Annotated in this window: 17 protein-coding genes; 4 read left to right on the top strand and 13 right to left on the bottom strand. The window is 50.9% G+C overall.

Annotated elements, in window-relative coordinates; genetic code table 11:
- Positions 1-3 precede the first annotated feature (3 nt).
- Entirely contained in the window at positions 4-354 is a 351-nt protein-coding gene (locus tag ACO0LM_RS11410; protein WP_423037120.1) for a RidA family protein, read from the bottom strand.
- Positions 355-362: 8 nt separating this feature from the next.
- Positions 363-1,232, bottom strand: coding sequence for an alpha/beta fold hydrolase (locus tag ACO0LM_RS11405; RefSeq protein WP_423037118.1), 870 nt, complete (start codon positions 1,230-1,232; stop codon positions 363-365).
- A 266-nt stretch (positions 1,233-1,498) separates the two neighbouring features.
- Here ACO0LM_RS11405 and ACO0LM_RS11400 point away from each other — a divergent pair, with 266 nt between their 5' ends.
- Positions 1,499-2,026 (top strand): DUF3617 domain-containing protein, encoded by a 528-nt coding sequence (locus tag ACO0LM_RS11400; RefSeq protein ID WP_423037116.1) that lies wholly within the window; start codon positions 1,499-1,501, stop codon positions 2,024-2,026.
- A gap of 149 nt (positions 2,027-2,175) precedes the next feature.
- On the opposite strand, the gene ACO0LM_RS11395 is transcribed toward ACO0LM_RS11400, so the two are convergent.
- The gene (locus tag ACO0LM_RS11395) at positions 2,176-2,817 is read right to left on the bottom strand and encodes a CoA transferase subunit B (protein ID WP_423037114.1); all 642 of its coding nucleotides are present in this window, start codon (positions 2,815-2,817) and stop codon (positions 2,176-2,178) included.
- A gap of 19 nt (positions 2,818-2,836) precedes the next feature.
- Positions 2,837-3,538 carry a CoA transferase subunit A gene (locus ACO0LM_RS11390; RefSeq protein ID WP_422986260.1) on the bottom strand — a complete coding sequence of 234 codons (702 nt, stop codon included), beginning with the start codon at positions 3,536-3,538 and terminating at the stop codon, positions 2,837-2,839.
- Positions 3,539-3,851: 313 nt separating this feature from the next.
- On the opposite strand from ACO0LM_RS11390, the gene ACO0LM_RS11385 reads away from it, so the two are divergent.
- Positions 3,852-4,412 carry a LuxR C-terminal-related transcriptional regulator gene (locus ACO0LM_RS11385; protein WP_423037112.1) on the top strand — a complete coding sequence of 187 codons (561 nt, stop codon included), beginning with the start codon at positions 3,852-3,854 and terminating at the stop codon, positions 4,410-4,412.
- Positions 4,413-4,456: 44 nt separating this feature from the next.
- Here ACO0LM_RS11385 and ACO0LM_RS11380 read toward each other — a convergent pair whose 3' ends face one another.
- The gene (locus ACO0LM_RS11380) at positions 4,457-4,903 is read right to left on the bottom strand and encodes an acyl-CoA thioesterase (RefSeq protein WP_423037110.1); all 447 of its coding nucleotides are present in this window, start codon (positions 4,901-4,903) and stop codon (positions 4,457-4,459) included.
- Entirely contained in the window at positions 4,900-5,676 is a 777-nt protein-coding gene (locus ACO0LM_RS11375; RefSeq protein WP_422986256.1) for an SDR family oxidoreductase, read from the bottom strand. Before ACO0LM_RS11375 ends, ACO0LM_RS11380 begins: the two co-directional genes overlap by 4 nt.
- A 494-nt stretch (positions 5,677-6,170) precedes the next feature.
- On the opposite strand from ACO0LM_RS11375, the gene ACO0LM_RS11370 reads away from it, so the two are divergent.
- Together ACO0LM_RS11370 and ACO0LM_RS11365 are read left to right on the top strand one after the other, a co-directional pair.
- Complete coding sequence (locus tag ACO0LM_RS11370; RefSeq protein WP_423037199.1) at positions 6,171-7,793, top strand: electron transfer flavoprotein-ubiquinone oxidoreductase; 1,623 nt, start codon at positions 6,171-6,173, stop codon at positions 7,791-7,793.
- 332 nt (positions 7,794-8,125) lie between these two features.
- Positions 8,126-8,839, top strand: coding sequence for a hypothetical protein (locus ACO0LM_RS11365; RefSeq protein WP_423037108.1), 714 nt, complete (start codon positions 8,126-8,128; stop codon positions 8,837-8,839).
- Positions 8,840-9,203: 364 nt separating this feature from the next.
- Here the strand turns inward: ACO0LM_RS11365 and ACO0LM_RS11360 are convergent, their stop codons facing one another.
- The 7 genes from ACO0LM_RS11360 to ACO0LM_RS11330 form a co-directional block, all read right to left on the bottom strand.
- Complete coding sequence (locus ACO0LM_RS11360) at positions 9,204-9,770, bottom strand: NUDIX domain-containing protein (RefSeq protein WP_423037106.1); 567 nt, start codon at positions 9,768-9,770, stop codon at positions 9,204-9,206.
- A complete protein-coding gene (locus ACO0LM_RS11355; protein WP_423037104.1) occupies positions 9,763-10,074 on the bottom strand; it encodes a DUF2818 family protein in 312 nt (103 codons plus the stop codon). The genes ACO0LM_RS11360 and ACO0LM_RS11355 overlap by 8 nt, the downstream gene beginning before the upstream one ends.
- 2 nt (positions 10,075-10,076) lie before the next feature.
- Positions 10,077-11,561: an NADH-quinone oxidoreductase subunit NuoN gene (gene nuoN, locus ACO0LM_RS11350; RefSeq protein WP_423037102.1), complete on the bottom strand. Its 1,485-nt coding sequence runs from the start codon at positions 11,559-11,561 to the stop codon at positions 10,077-10,079.
- A gap of 71 nt (positions 11,562-11,632) precedes the next feature.
- A complete protein-coding gene (locus tag ACO0LM_RS11345; RefSeq protein WP_423037100.1) occupies positions 11,633-13,126 on the bottom strand; it encodes an NADH-quinone oxidoreductase subunit M in 1,494 nt (497 codons plus the stop codon).
- Positions 13,127-13,152: 26 nt separating this feature from the next.
- Entirely contained in the window at positions 13,153-15,246 is a 2,094-nt protein-coding gene (gene nuoL, locus ACO0LM_RS11340; RefSeq protein WP_423037098.1) for an NADH-quinone oxidoreductase subunit L, read from the bottom strand.
- A gap of 87 nt (positions 15,247-15,333) precedes the next feature.
- Positions 15,334-15,648 (bottom strand): NADH-quinone oxidoreductase subunit NuoK, encoded by a 315-nt coding sequence (nuoK, locus tag ACO0LM_RS11335; RefSeq protein WP_162041807.1) that lies wholly within the window; start codon positions 15,646-15,648, stop codon positions 15,334-15,336.
- A complete protein-coding gene (locus ACO0LM_RS11330) occupies positions 15,649-16,296 on the bottom strand; it encodes an NADH-quinone oxidoreductase subunit J (protein WP_422986345.1) in 648 nt (215 codons plus the stop codon). It abuts the gene before it with no gap.
- Between the last annotated feature and the right edge of the window lie 15 nt (positions 16,297-16,311).

Raw genomic sequence — 16,311 nt, 5'->3', positions numbered from 1 at the left:
GATTTATTTCTGTGCTGCGGTAACGACGATCTCGATCAGCCATTCAGGCTTCGCCAGTTTGGCTTGCACCGTTGCACGTGGTGGTGAATTGCCTTCGGCTACCCATGCATCCCACACCTGGTTCATGGCGCTAATCAATGTAATGTCTGACAAAAATATCTGGCAACTTAAAATACGCGTCTTGTCGCTGCCGGCTTCGGCCAGCAAACGGTCTACATGGGCCAGCACTTGTTCAGTCTGGCCTTCTATTCCCTGTGTCGCATCATCCGGCACCTGGCCTGCAAGATAGACGACCCGGTTGAATACCGCAGTTTCTGACAAGCGTGGACCTACATGAAATCTCTGGATACTCATTTTTATATTCAAACCTGATTCAACAAAAAATCAACCGCAACGGCAATCTGATCCGGCTGCACAAATGTCGGCGCATGCCCTACCCCCGCAAACTCCACCAACTTTGCCCGTGGGCCGCGCTGTGTCATTGCTGCCGCTGACTCAGTCGTCAGCAAATCTGATTCGCTACCGCGCACCAGCAAAGTCGGGCACTGTATTGCATCATACGCTGTCCACAGCATGGTCTGGGCAACGGCAACCATTTCCGGCGTGCTGGTCTTGAACGGCTGGGCCAGGCCGAGGTCATAGTGTCGCACCCATTGCCCCTGCTCATTTTGACGTAGCACATCCCGGGCCAGCTTTTCCCACTGGTCTGGCGTATGCGGACCAAAAGAGATGGATATCGCTTTGATGTAAGCTTGCGCTTCTTCAAACGTCGCAAAGCGCACATCCTGCCCTATGTAATCACCTATCCTGGCCAGGGCGTCGGGATTCAGCACCGGCCCCACATCATTCAGGATCAGTTTGCTGATAGGATTATCCGGCAAACTCGCGAGGCTCATGCCTATCAGGCCGCCCATGGAGGTACCAAACCAGTGTACCGTGTCCGCTTCCAGCCTTGCCAACAGGGTCACCATATCACTGACGTATTGCGGAATCTGGTAATGCATGGGGTTGCGCAGATGCCCGGAATAGCCACGTCCGACCACATCGGGACACACTACCCGGTAATGCTGGCACAGCTCGGCAGCCAGGGCATCAAAGTCATCGGCGACACGAGTCACGCCGTGCACGCAAATTAACACTCTGGAATTCTGCGGGTCACCCCACTCTTTGTAGGACATGGTATGCAAGCCGGTAGGCGAGATACATTGCACTGATTTGCGTCTTGCCTGCATGATTTATTCCTGTGAACAGTATTTTTACTAATGAAGATGGCCTCCATTTTACCGTTCGTTACGCTTAAAATCATTGTTAACTGTGTAAAGGCATGTTTTTTTAACAAAATGTGGCTGGTACTTACCACTAACTCCCACTAACAACGCAAGCTATCCCGGGCAAAGAGGATTTTTTGGAATTACCTTGCCCATGCTTGTATTTTTTGCTTTCGCCGCCCTTTTTTCAGATGTATAGTGCGATAACACTGTCGAAACGGGAGCCCCTCATGCAGTTTTTTGTACGCCTGGTAAGCATTTCTGCCCTTCTCATCATGACCGGAACCTGCCTTGCCGCAGATAAAATGAAACCCGGCCTGTGGGAAATGACGATCAAGTCAGATGCCATGAAGGCCATGCCTAAAATCCCGCCGGAACAACTGGAAAAAATGAAGCAGATGGGCATCAAAATGCCTGAAATTCAAAATGATGGTGCGATGCTACAAAAAGTCTGCTTTACCAAGGAAATGGTGGATCAGGACAAGCCACCTTCAAGTGGTCGTGAACAGCAATGCCAGAACAAGGGTTTTTCCCGCTCTGGCAATAGCTATACTGCGGAAATCGTCTGCGACATGCCGGAAATGAAGGGCACAGGTAACGTCAAGGGCACCTTTACTTCCGACAGCCTGACCTCCGTTTATGATTTCAAGGGAGTCTCTCACGGCAAGCCGTTTTCGCACCATACGGAAACCACGGGCAAGTGGATGGGCAGCGATTGTGGCGACGTCAAACCCTTTGTCATGCAACAGAAAAAATAAATCCTGCACGCTTTGTGCAGATAAACAAAAAGCCGATGTTTCTGACATCGGCTTTTTGTTTTAAGTGGATCACTAAGTGAGTCACTAAGTGGGTCACTTAGTGGGTTACTCAGTTGCTTACTTTAGTTCGGTTGGGTTGTACCCCAGGTTCAGGCCACGCCACTGACATCGATTACAGCTTCGGTTTTGGCAATGATTTCTTCCTTGCTGACACCTGTCGCCAGTTCGACCAGTTTCAAACCGGCAGGCGTCACATCAATCACCCCCAGGTCAGTGATAATGCGGTTGACCACGGCAACGCCAGTCAAAGGCAGATTGCAGGCTTTCAGAATCTTGTGGACATCACCTTTGGCAACATGCTCCATCAAGACCACGACGCGGCCCACACCAGCCACCAGGTCCATCGCACCACCCATGCCCTTGACCATTTTGCCAGGGATCATCCAGTTGGCCAGATCACCATGTTCGCTGACCTGCATCGCCCCCAGAATAGCCAGGTTGATCTTGCCGCCGCGTATCATGGCGAAAGAATCAGCCGAGCTGAATATCGATGAACCCGGCAAGGTCGTTACGGTTTGCTTGCCGGCATTGATCATGTCGGGGTCTACTTCTTCTTCCGTTGGGAAAGGGCCTATGCCCAATAAGCCGTTTTCGGATTGCAGCCAGACTTCCATGCCTTCTGGTACATGGTTGGCGACCATGGTCGGCAAGCCTATGCCCAGATTGACGTAAAAACCGTCTTGCAATTCCTGCGCTGCACGTGCAGCCATTTCATCACGATTCCATGCCATGTCTTGTCTCCTGCTCGGTTTATTTCGAAGGGCGTACGGTACGCTGTTCTATACGTTTTTCCGGATTGGCATTGACCACAATGCGCTGCACGAAAATACCCGGTGTGTGGACTTCATCCGGATCGAGCTCACCGATTTCGACCAGTACTTCAACCTCTGCCACAGTGATCTTGCCAGCCATCGCCACATTCGGGTTAAAGTTGCGCGCTGTCTTGCGATAGACCAGATTACCGGCCTTGTCGGCCTTCCAGGCCTTGACCAGGGATACGTCGGATACCAGCGAACGCTCCATCACGTATTTTTGGCCATCAAACTCACGGATTTCCTTGCCGTCGGCCACAATGGTGCCGACCCCCGTCTTGGTGAAGAAAGCCGGGATACCGGCGCCACCTGCGCGCAGCTTTTCTGCCAGCGTGCCTTGCGGGGTGAATTCCAGTTCGAGCTCGCCAGCCAGGTACTGACGTTCAAATTCCTTGTTTTCACCGACATAGGATGAAATCATTTTCTTGATCTGGCGGGTGGTCAGCAACTGGCCTAAACCAAATCCATCCACGCCAGCATTATTCGAAATGGCAGTCAGTTCTTTGACACCAGAATCACGCAGGGCAGCGATCAGTGCCTCGGGTATACCGCACAGGCCAAAGCCGCCTACGGCGATGGTCTGACCATCCTTGATCACACCTGCCAGCGCGCTGGCAGCGTCAGGATAAACTTTGTCCATAATGTCTCCCTCTCCAGGTTTTAAATCGATATTTCTTTTGTCTTTGGTCTCTGCAAATGCGGCAAAGCACCCTACAAATCATTAGTCTCAGAACGTGTTTACGATCTGTAGCGAGCGAGCGTCAGCGGGGTGAAGAGCCGCGCAAAAAGCGGAATGTACACTAAGTACATGAGCATTTTGAGCAGCGCATGAGCCCCGATCACGCTCGCGCAGTAAGATCGTAAACAGGTTCTTACAGGATATGATGCTGCGTTATACTGCGCAATACCGTAAAAATACGCCTTTACTACAACCCTGTCAGCGGATCGTGGAAATGAATGTCGTACAGCCCATAGATTTTGAATCCATATTTCAACATGCGCCTGTCGGTATGTGCGTGTCGCAGAACCGCATCATTCATGCCTGTAATAATGACCTGGCGAAAATGTTTGGCTATCAAAACGACGAATTGCTGGGTCAGTCTTTTCTGGTGCTGTATCCCAGCCCCGACGAATTTGAGCGTACCGGTGCCCGTATTACCCCCATCATGAATGCCAAAGGCTACTACTCTGATGAACGCATCATGAAACGCGTCAACCAGGAACTGTTCTGGTGCCACGTATCAGGACGGGGATTGAACAAGGACGATCCGCACGCCGCTGGCATCTGGACTTTTGAAGACCTGAGCGCCAAACGCCCTGTGACTGCCGAACTGACCCCACGTGAACGCGAAATTGCCGCACTACTGGTGGAAGGTAAAACCAGCAAGCTGATTGCACGCCAGATCGACCTCAGTCCCCGGACAGTAGAAATGCACAGAGCCAAGCTGATGCGCAAGTTCAATTCAGCGACATCCAGTGAGCTGGTACACAAGCTACTCGGCATCATACGTTGAACCGGGGCACCTGAAACAAGGCGCGTGCAATAATCCACCTGGTCTTATTTTTTACGTTTTGCGACCTTGATTTCGCCCAGCTTTTGCTTGATCGATTCTGGCAGGCTGACGGATTTACCTGTCTCTGCCGCCACCCAGACCACCTTGGCACCACCTTCTGCATACAGGGCGTAACCGTCACCGACCGAGCGCATTTCCTGTATGGTTTCAAAGCTGCTGCGCCCTGCTTCGCCAATATAGGTACAGACTTCAACCTGGTCAGGATATTTCAGCGGCTTCTTGAAGGTGCAATAGGCATTCACGATGACGGGGCCATTACCCTGTTCATCCGGCTGGCACCCCATCATGCTCAGCCACTCTATGCGCGCCTGCTCCATATAGCGAAAATACACGGTATTGTTAACGTGACCCATGGCATCCATATCGCCCCATCGTATGGGGATGGTGACGGTATAGACCAGTTTCTTTTCCGTTACCTTAGCCTCTATCATTGCACGCTCATACCATCATCGGCAGTGACGATTGCGCCATTCAGGAAGCGTGATTCTTCAGCCGCCAGCAAAAGCAGCAGGCCATCCAGGTCTTCCGGTGTGCCTACGCGTTTTCTTGGCAGCATCTCGACCAGTTTCTGGCCGGCCTCGGTAGCAAAATAGTCTGAATTGATTTCTGTAGAAATATAGCCAGGGCAAATCGCGTTCACATTGATGCCGTACTTGCCCCACTCCACTGCCATGGCCTTGGTCATATGCACGACCGCTGCCTTGCTCATGCAGTAAATGCCTATCTGTGGCAGCACGCGCAGACCGGCGACCGAGGCAATATTGATGATGCGATGCTGTTTTTTAGGGTCACCCTTATGACGGGCTATCATGCGCTTGGCAGCTTCCTGTGCCACAAAGAAGGCACCGCGCTGGTTGGTGTCCATTACATAGGCATAATCATCCGGCGTCACGTCAACCAGGCGTTGCGTAGTCGACACACCGGAATTATTGATCAGGATGTCAATCGGACCGGCCTCTGTCTCGGCATGGGCAATCGCTGATTTGATGCTGCCATAGTCGGTCACGTCCAGCGCCACCACATGCGCGGCACCACCTTCTGATTCGATTTCGGCACGTAATTCTTTTAGTCTGTCTATACGACGCGATGCCAGCACGACCTGTGCGCCGGCCTGTGCCAGAATTTTGGCAAAGCGTGCACCAAGACCACTGGAAGCGCCAGTTATCAACGCTATTTTGCCTTCGAAATTGACTTCTATGCCCATCTGATTCTCCGCTAATAATTGGAATAAGCTTACTACTCTATCTAGCCGCTATGATGACATAGAGATTATGCTTGTGTTGTATGGATTTGAATTAGTTGAAGATTTTTACAGAAATTTTCCTGCTAATTCACATGATCTTGGTGCATCCCAAAGTTGGCTCTGCGATAATCCGGTGTATTTCGTGCGCCAATAAGAAGCTGCTTACGATCTGTAGCGAGCGTCAGCGGGGTAAGGGTAACAAAAACGCAGCGCAAAAAGCGGAATGTACTCTAGTACATGAGCATTTTGAGCAGCACATGAGCCCCGATCACGCTCGCGCAGTAAGATCGTAAACAGATTCTAAGAAAAATTTTTGGAGTACACCCTCGCTTGCGAAATACATCTACAGCAGATAACATGCTGAAAACAAATAAGCACGCTCGTTCGAAAATCTTCAGAAAGTGAAAATAGCCATGACACAAAGCATACTTGAGCAATACGGCCCTCGCGACGCAATGGAATATGATGTCGTCGTCGTCGGTGGTGGCCCGGCTGGTTTGTCGGCGGCCATCAAACTGAAGCAACTGGCGGCAGAAAAAGGCACCGAGGTCTCAGTCTGCGTACTGGAAAAAGGCGGCGAGCCTGGCGCGCATATCCTTTCTGGTGCCGTCATGGACCCCAAGGCACTGACCGAACTCTTTCCCAACTGGAAGGAAATGGGCGCGCCCCTGAATACAGCAGTCACCGAAGACCGCGTCTTGATACTGACTGAGAAGAAAGCCTATCGCACCCCCAACTGGGCACTGCCAGCCTGTTTCGAAAATCATGGTAACTACATCGTCTCGCTGGCCAATGTGACGCGCTGGCTGGCTCAGCAGGCTGAAGCGCTGGGCGTGGAAGTCTTCCCCGGTTTTGCTGCGGCAGAAGTTCTGTACAACGAAGATGGCTCGGTCAAGGGCGTAGCCACCGGCAATATGGGCGTAGACCGTCACGGCCAGCCTACTTCCTCTTTCCAGCTGGGTATGGAATTGCACGCGAAATACACCCTGTTTGCGGAAGGCGCACGTGGCCATCTGGGCAAGCAGGTCATCGACAAATATGACTTGAACAAGGGCAAAGACCCGCAATCCTATAGCATAGGTATCAAGGAATTGTGGGAAATCGATCCCAAGCAACATCAAGCAGGTCTGGTCGTGCATACGACAGGCTGGCCTTTGATGGATCAGTACAGCGGCTCTTTCCTTTATCATCTGGAAGACAATCTGGTGGCCGTGGGTTATGTTGTCGGCCTCGCCTATGCAAACCCTTACCTGTCACCCTACGAAGAATTCCAGCGCTTCAAGACCCATCCAGCAATCCGCACTTTCTTTGAAGGTGGCAAGCGTATTTCTTATGGTGCACGGGCGATTACTGCCGGTGGCTTGCAATCCCTGCCTAAGCTGGTGTTCCCGGGTGGTGCACTGATAGGTTGTGATGCCGGTTTCCTGAACATGAGCCGTATCAAGGGCAGCCATGCCGCTATCAAGACTGGCATGCTGGCAGCGACCGCCGCCTTTGAAGCAGTGTCAGCCAGTCGCCAGCATGATGAACTGAGCAGCTATTCGACGGCGTTTGAACAATCCTGGCTGCATGAAGAGCTGTACACCGCACGCAACGTCAAAGCATTGCTGAAGCGTGGCACTTATGGCTCACCGCTGGTGTGGCTGGATCAGGTGGTGTTGCGCGGCAAGGCACCGTGGACTCTGCATCACAGCAAGGCAGATCATGAATGCCTGCGCCCTGCTTCAGAATTTACCCCTATCGTTTATCCCAAGCCGGATGGCAAGCTGAGCTTTGACCGACTGTCATCGGTGTTCATTTCGAATACCAATCATGCCGAAGACCAGCCCATCCATCTGACATTGAAAAATGCCGATGTGCCAGTGTCCGTCAATCTGGCAAAATTCGCGGGTCCGGAGTCACGCTATTGCCCGGCTGGCGTATATGAATTCGTGAAAACCGAAGAAGGTGCAGATCGCCTGCAAATCAATGCGCAAAACTGCGTGCATTGCAAGACCTGCGATATCAAGGACCCGACACAGAATATCGTGTGGGTGACGCCTGAAGGTGGGGGTGGGCCGAATTATCCAAACATGTAGTCGAAGCCCTGATTAAGCTACTGCGGAGGGCGATTTTGAGCCTGCTGTTTTTGCAAATTCGTCGTCGTACGCTTGTACGACTGTGCTTCTTAACTCAAACTAGCGAGTGCCTACAGTAGACGAAAAGCAAATTACAAAATCACTAAAGGCATTTAAATGAGGAAATCGCGCTCAAGTTTTAAGCGCAGTGCACTATAAAAAATTTTGCATATTCCACCCGACAGGTTGCTAGCTTGCTACGAGTTGCCATAGATAACACACCGTCCATTGCCGTAGATTAGCACTTGAACTATCATAGACGTCTTATCAAATTAAACATAGAAAATTACCCCATGTTCACTGGCCTCCTACAGAAAAGAAATGTCGTTGCCCCCCTGATGATCGCCGCCTTCTTAAGCGGTTGCGCAACCGTCGCACCACCTGTCCGGCAGGTTCGCGCCACTATCGAAGCACGACATTCACCAGAGTTAAATGTTGTTGGCAAAGCTGAAATCGGCGAGTCGATTATTTCAAAAGAATATATTTCGCGTATTCGCGGAATTTCCTTGGCCGAGGCTGTATCAGAATCGGTCAACCCACCGGGCACCACAAGGGTGATGGCTGGCGATTTTGAGCTGCATTCGACAGGTCAAGACGGTGATTATTACCAAGGTAATGCTGATTATTCGATGTTGGGACAATCGGTTCCGTCAAGTGACCGTGCTGGCGTTTTCGTACCTAAAGACAAAAATCGACCAGCAGTCATATATCACTTTGCTTTGAGCTATCACTACGGTGTCAAGCCTGTAGCTTATATACCAAAGGAGATTGTTCATTTTACGCCTGAGAGTTTCCGTCGGGAAATTGTCTACAGTGGAGTTTCTCAGAACACCGTTACATTTATATATCGCGAATTTAAGGATAATCTTGCACGGCCCGCTTTTACTCAGGAACTAAAATACGACCTGTCGCAGGGGCGCGTTGTAGGCTACAAAGGGGCGCGTTTTGAAATTGTCGAAGCTGGTAATACCAGCGTTACTTACAAAGTATTAAGTCTGCTCGAATAACAAAACCATTGTTTGTGTATAGGCTATTCGATCTTCAGGTTCGAGCAACGATAGTAAAATGGAGCGCTATAGCCCAATAGGCCTGTAGTCTTAAAAACTGAAACGCAATTAGACGCTTTGACAGACGAAAAGAAAATTGCAAGGTCGTTAAAGGTATTTAAGTATGGAAATCGTACTGATATTTTAAGCACGACACCACAAAAGTTTCTTTTGTAAGAATAATCTACAGGTCGCTAGCACTACTCGTTACGCTTACTCAAAACCTCCTGCCATAAGTTGGATTGAAGTCTGACTACTTTAATGCAAAAAGCCGCTGATCAGCGGCTTTTTCGTTTTCAAGATTTTTTGCTGCTCTGATCTGCGATCACCACTTGCTGGCCAGGATTTTCTCTAGCCAGAATGTACCTATGACGGTTTTCACGTCGGTGATGTGGCCGGATTTGATCCAGTCCAGCATCTCTGGCAAGGTGGCGGTGAATACTTCCAGGAATTCTTCTTCATCCAGTGCTGCCTTGCCTGCTGTCAGACCTTTGGCCAGGTAGATGTCCAGATGCTCATCAGAATAAGCGATGGCATTGTGTATGGTGCAGACGAAAGACCAGTCTGTCGCGGTATAGCCGGTTTCTTCACGCAGCTCGCGCTGGGCGCAGATCAGGGGGTCTTCACCGGAATCAATCTTGCCAGCGGGGAATTCGATGAAAATACGGTCCAGCGGATAGCGAAACTGTTTCTCCAGCAAGATCCTGCCATCATCAAACAAGGGGATGACGACTACGGCACCCGGGTGGCGTATATATTCTCTGGTGGCGGTCTGGCCATCAGGCAGCGACACCACATCTTTGTCGACCTTGAGAAAACTGCCTGCATACACCAGCTCTGTGCTGAGCCGGGTTTCTTGCAGATCCAGCTTGCTGGTGACTTTTTCAGCCATGTTTGCGTTTCAGGTAGCGATACACAAAACCAGGGAAAGCCAACACCAGGAACAGGCAGGCATTGACGGCATAGAATTCCCAGCCCTGCGGGAAAGGATTGCCTGCCCCGGCTTCCAATGCATGGGCAATAAAGCCAAGACAAAAATACAGGACGATCAGTTCAAGCAGGCGCACCCATAAAGGCTTGGCATCGGCAAACCATTTGAGGCTGATCACCGCAAAACAGCGTTCATTCACAAATGGCGTATTGGCAGCCAACACCGCCAATACGATCACCAGCCAGACTGAGGCAGAATTACCCACTATTAATATTTAAGCGTGTTAGAAATGGCGTTTGCACAGGCCATCATCAGGGAACCTGGCAACAGACCCATGACCAATACCGCCAGGCCATTGATGCTCAGTATGACGCGCATGTCGGTGCTGGCAACGATAGGGCTATGATCCACAGGTTCGTCAAAATACATGAGTTTGACGACGCGCAGATAATAGAAAGTACCGATCAGCGAGAACAGCACGGCAACAATTGCCAGCCACAGCTGACCGGTAGACAATACTGCCTGCAATACAGACAGTTTGGCGTAAAAGCCCATCATAGGCGGGATACCTGCCAGCGAGAACATCAACAGCAGCATGACAAATGCAAACCATGGGTTGCGCTTGTTCAGGCCTTTCAGGTCTTCCAGATTTTCTGCTTCAAAGCCGGTACGCGCCAGCAGCATGATGACGCCGAAGGTACCCAAGGTCGTCAGCACATAGGTAATGCTGTAGAACATGGAAGCACTGTAGGCATCAACCGCCAGATCAGCATTGCCATTGGCGACGCCAGACAACATACCCAGCAGCATGAAACCCATTTGTGAAATGGTGGAATACGCCAGCATGCGTTTCAGATTGGTCTGGGCGATAGCGGTCAGGTTACCCACGGCCATCGACAACACTGCCAGCACCACCAGCATTTGCTGCCAATCGACCGCCAGCGGGAACAGCCCTTCTACCAGCAAACGGAAAGTGATGGCAAATGCCGCCAGCTTAGGTGCACCACCCAACAACAGGGTGACAGCTGTCGGTGCCCCCTGATACACGTCGGGCACCCACATATGGAAAGGAACCACGCCCAGTTTGAACGCCAGGCCAGCAACCAGGAACACGATACCAAATACCAGTATGGTTTTGTTGGCGGTTGCCGTTGCTGCTACTTTGACGACTTCACTCAATTGCAGGGAACCCGTAGCACCGTACAACATGGAAATACCATACAGCATGAAACCCGATGCCAGCGCACCCAGGATGAAATACTTCATCGCGGCTTCCGTTGATACCGTGTGGTCACGACGCAAGGCAACCAGCGCATACAGTGACAGCGACATCAATTCCACGCCCAGGTAAATGACGAGGAAATTGTTACCGGAAATCATCACCATCTGCCCCAGCAAGGCAAACAGCGCCAATACATAGTACTCACCACCCAGTTGGGTATTGGTCATGCCACGATCACTCACGTACTGACGTGAATAAATCAGGGTGACGCCCACTGCCAGGTAAGACAACAGTTTCAGCATATTCGACATGGGGTCAGAAACAAACATGCTGTTGCTGACGTAGACCGACATCACCGTATCAGAATTGGCCGCAGTCAAGGCACCACACACGGCCAGACTCAGCAGGCTCAGCACATACGTGACGTTGCGCTTGCTGTCTGCCAGAAACATATCTATCAGCAATATGACGCAAATCGCCAATAGCAAAAAGATTTCAGGATAAAGTGGTATCAGGTTCATATTATTCATTTTTACAAGCATTGATCTGCCGCCACATGAGATCTGTTCTCAGTACGTGGCTCGCGCATCCATATCCTCTGTCAAGGCATCACTTTTGACACTGCCACATGTTTCAACAGATCAGTCACCGAGACCTGCATTGCATCTGTAAATGGGGCCGGGTACAGACCCATCACCAGTACCGCAATGGCCAGCACACCCAGCATGAAAAATTCACGCTTGTTGATATCTGTCAGGTGCGCTACGTGTTCATTCGTGATATTGCCGAAAATCACACGTTTTACCATCCACAACGAATACGCTGCACCAAAAATCAAAGCTGTTGCTGCCAGCATGCCTATCCAGAAATTGAACTGGACTGCACCCAGAATCACCATGAATTCGCCAACGAAACCAGACGTCGCCGGCAAGCCGCAGTTAGCCATGGAGAACAGAACGAACAGGGCAGCAAACTTGGGCATGGTGTTGACCACGCCACCGTAGTCAGCGATTTCGCGGGAATGTACACGGTCATACAATACGCCGATACACAGGAACATCGCGCCGGAGATAAAGCCGTGGGAAATCATCTGTACGATAGCACCCTGCACCGACATGTCATTGAACATGAAGAAGCCGAGCGTCACAAAGCCCATGTGCGCAATCGACGAATACGCCACCAGCTTTTTCATATCCTTTTGTACCAGCGCCACCAGACCGATGTAAATAACGGCGATCAGCGACAAAGTAATCATGAAACCAGCCATGTAATGACTGGCATCCGGGGTGATAGGCAAAGAGAAACGCAAGAAACCGTAAGCACCCAGTTTCAACATGATCGCCGCCAGTACCACGGAACCACCGGTAGGTGCTTCCACGTGGGCATCTGGCAACCAGGTATGCACTGGCCACATCGGTACCTTGACCGCAAACGCCATCAGGAAAGCGCAGAAAATCATGATCTGCGTCGTCAGTGGCAAGGGCAATTTATGCCATACCAGGATGTCGAAAGAATGACCGGCTTTCAGGTACAGGTAAATGATGGCAACCAGCGTCAGCAAAGAACCCAGCAAGGTGTACAGGAAAAACTTGAAGGCGGCATACACACGATTCGGGCCACCCCAGACACCGACGATGATGTACATAGGAATCAGCGTCGCTTCGAAGAACACATAGAACAGCATGCCGTCGGTGGCGCAGAATACACCTATCATCAAACCGGACAGTATCAGGAAAGCACCCATGTACTGGGCAACCTGCTTTTCAACCACTTCCCATGCAGCGATGACCACGATGACGGTGATAAATGCCGTCAGTGGTATCAGCCACAGGGAAATGCCATCTATACCCAGTGAGTAAAAGATATTGAAGCGTTCTATCCAGGAAAATTTTTCGACAAACTGCATGCCGTGTGCGGCATTGTCAAAATTCTTGATCAATGGAATCGTGACCAAAAAACTGGCGATGGAACCGATCAGTGACACACCGCGCACCAGGCCAGGATTATTGTCGCGACCAAAAGCGAGGACGAAAATGCCAAACGCAATCGGACACCAGATCGCGAGGCTAAGTAGAGTAGAAGTTGACTGCATCATGATTATATTTTTATAGCCGTGGTCACTTATTTAGCGAAGGGAAACAGCACTGTGTAAGCCAGGAATGCCATTACGCCGAGTATCATTACAAACGCGTAGTGATAGATATAACCACTTTGCAACCGGCGTATCACTTTGGAGAACCAGCCCACCAGTTTTGCGCTGCCGTTCACCACCAGGCCATCAATCAGGCCCTTGTCACCGATATTCCACAAACCGCCACCCAGCACGCGTGCGCCGCCAGCAAATACGATCTCGTTGAAACGATCCATGTAGTACTTGTTGTCCAGCAGCGTATAAATGGCGCTGGCTTTGATCTTGATCGCAGCAGGAATCGCAGGCTTGACCATGTAGAACACATAGGAAGTCGCCACACCAGCCAGTGCCAGCCAGAACGGAGGCGTCATCAATGCATGCAGGGCCATCGCAAACGGAGAATGGAATTCATGCCTGAGTTCTTCCATCGCATGGTGGGCTTCATTGACGAAAATGACATTGTCAAAGAATTTGCCAAACAGCATAGGCTCGATGGTAATGAAGCCTATGAGCACGGAAGGAATTGCCAGCAAGACTAGTGGCAACCACACCACCATGGGTGATTCATGCGGTTTTTGCCCTGGTGCCAGACCATGGTGATGTGCATCATGGTCGTCGTCTGCACCGTGGGCGCCGTGGGTGTCATCTGCATGCGCAGCGTGGGCGTCTTTGGCATGGTGATCATCATGATGATCATGCGCATGGCCGAAGTTTTCCTTGCCGTGGAAGACCAGGAAGTACATGCGGAAAGAATAGAAAGCAGTCACAAACACGCCTGCCAGCACGGCAACCTGGGCAAAGCCAGCGCCTGGCAGATGACTTGCCTGGACGGCTTCAATAATGCTGTCCTTGGAATAAAAACCGGAAAAGAACGGTGTGCCGATCAGCGCCAGGGAACCCAGCAAGGAAGTGATCCAGGTAATCGGCATGTATTTGCGCAGGCCACCCATATTGCGGATGTCCTGATCATGGTGCATACCGATAATCACGGAACCAGCAGCCAGGAACAGCAAAGCCTTGAAGAATGCATGCGTCATCAAGTGGAACACCGCCACCGAGTACGCAGATGCGCCCAGAGCCACCGTCATGTAACCGAGTTGTGACAGAGTCGAATAGGCCACCACGCGCTTGATGTCGTTCTGGATAATCCCCAGGAAACCCATGAACAAGGCAGTAATCGAACCGATCACCAAGATGAAGGACAAGGCTGTATCAGACAGTTCAAACAGTGGCGACATGCGCGACACCATGAAGATACCAGCCGTTACCATGGTCGCCGCGTGGATCAGTGCGGAAATCGGTGTAGGGCCTTCCATCGAATCCGGCAACCAGACATGCAAGGGGAATTGTGCCGACTTACCCATGGCGCCGATAAACAGGCAGATACAGGCAACGGTAATCAACATCCAGTCTGTATGTGGCAACAGCATGGCAGCCAATTCTTGTTTTTTGGCGAAGACTTCGAGATAGTTCATGGAACCGGCATTTGCCACCAGCAAGCCTATGCCGAGGATGAAACCAAAGTCACCAACGCGGTTAACCAGGAAGGCTTTCATGTTGGCGTAGATGGCCGTCGGTTTGGTATACCAGAAACCAATCAGCAGATAAGACACCAGGCCCACCGCTTCCCAGCCAAAGAACAATTGCAGGAAGTTGTTGCTCATGACCAGCATCAGCATCGAGAAGGTGAACAGCGAAATGTACGAGAAGAAGCGGTTGTACCCTTCGTCTTCAGCCATATAACCGATGGTATAGATATGCACCATCAGCGATACAAAGGTCACGACGCACATCATCATGGCGGTCAGGCTATCGACCATGAAGCCGACTTCCAGCTTCAGGCCGCCAACATTCATCCATTGATACAGGGTGGCGTTATAGCTTGCGCCATCCATCACGGCAGACAAAGTCATGCAAGAAATGACGAAGGCAATCAGCACGCCCAGTATGGTCGCTGTATGCGATACTTTTCGTCCTACCACATTGCCAAAAAACTTCGTTCCTAGCAAACCTGCGATAGCAGCCCCTGCCAGAGGCGCCAGAGGTACTGCCAATAATAATTGTGGGTTAAGTTGCCCCGCCATGATGACCCTTTGTTAGCTTATTACTTTTCTTAAATCGCCAGCGTATGCCGGACTGTCGCCATACCTCAGTCCGCAGCATTATCCTTGTTAACCTTTTAATGCATCCAGATCTTCGACATTGATCGTGTCCAGATTACGGAACAACACAACCAGTATTGCCAGACCAATCGCAGATTCAGCGGCGGCCACGGTCAATATGAAGAAGACGAATACCTGACCAGCGGCATCACCCAAATAATGAGAAAAAGCGATGAAATTAATATTCACTGCCAACAACATCAACTCGATCGCCATCAACAACACGATGATGTTTTTACGATTGAGGAAAATACCGACGATGGAAATCGCAAACAGGATTGCGCCCAATATCAGGTAATGCGTCAAACTCAAAGTCAAAGCCATTTAAGCCTCCGGATTCACAGTGGCTGCCGCAGCAGTTGCATTATTCTCAGCGCGTTCTGATTCAGCCTTCATGCTGACGATGCGGATACGATCCTTGGCTTTCACTTTCACCGCAGCAGCCGGATCAAAGTACTTGCTGTCCTTGCGGCGACGCAAAGTCAAGGCAACCGCTGCCACGATGGCCAGCAACAAGATCGCTGCTGCCACTTCAAAAGCAAACTGGTAATGCGTGAAAATCTCTATACCCAAGGCCTTGGTATTGCCGATTTTGTCTGCGGCTGCCGGCACATGATTGTCCGGACGCAAAAAGCCGCGCCACAGTACCGCCGCCATTTCCAGCACGATAATGCCGCCAACGGCTGCCGCCAGTGGGAAATGACTCCAGAAACCTTCCCTGAGCTTGTCCAGATTGATGTCCAGCATCATCACGACAAACAGGAACAGCACCATCACCGCGCCGACATATACCAGCACCAGTACAATCGCCAGGAACTCGGCCTTCAGCAACATCCAGATGCCCGCGGCATTGAAGAAGGTCAAGACCAGAAACAAGGCAGCATGCACAGGATTGCGTGCAGAAATGACCTGGATCGCAGCGACTATCATGATCGCTGAGAAAACATAAAATAAAACGGTAGTAAATTCCATATCGAACCAGGTCCA

This window comes from Undibacterium sp. Di26W (genome assembly GCF_049340265.1).
Lineage (GTDB): Bacteria > Pseudomonadota > Gammaproteobacteria > Burkholderiales > Burkholderiaceae_D > Undibacterium.
This window is presented reverse-complemented; position numbering and strand designations above follow the sequence as displayed.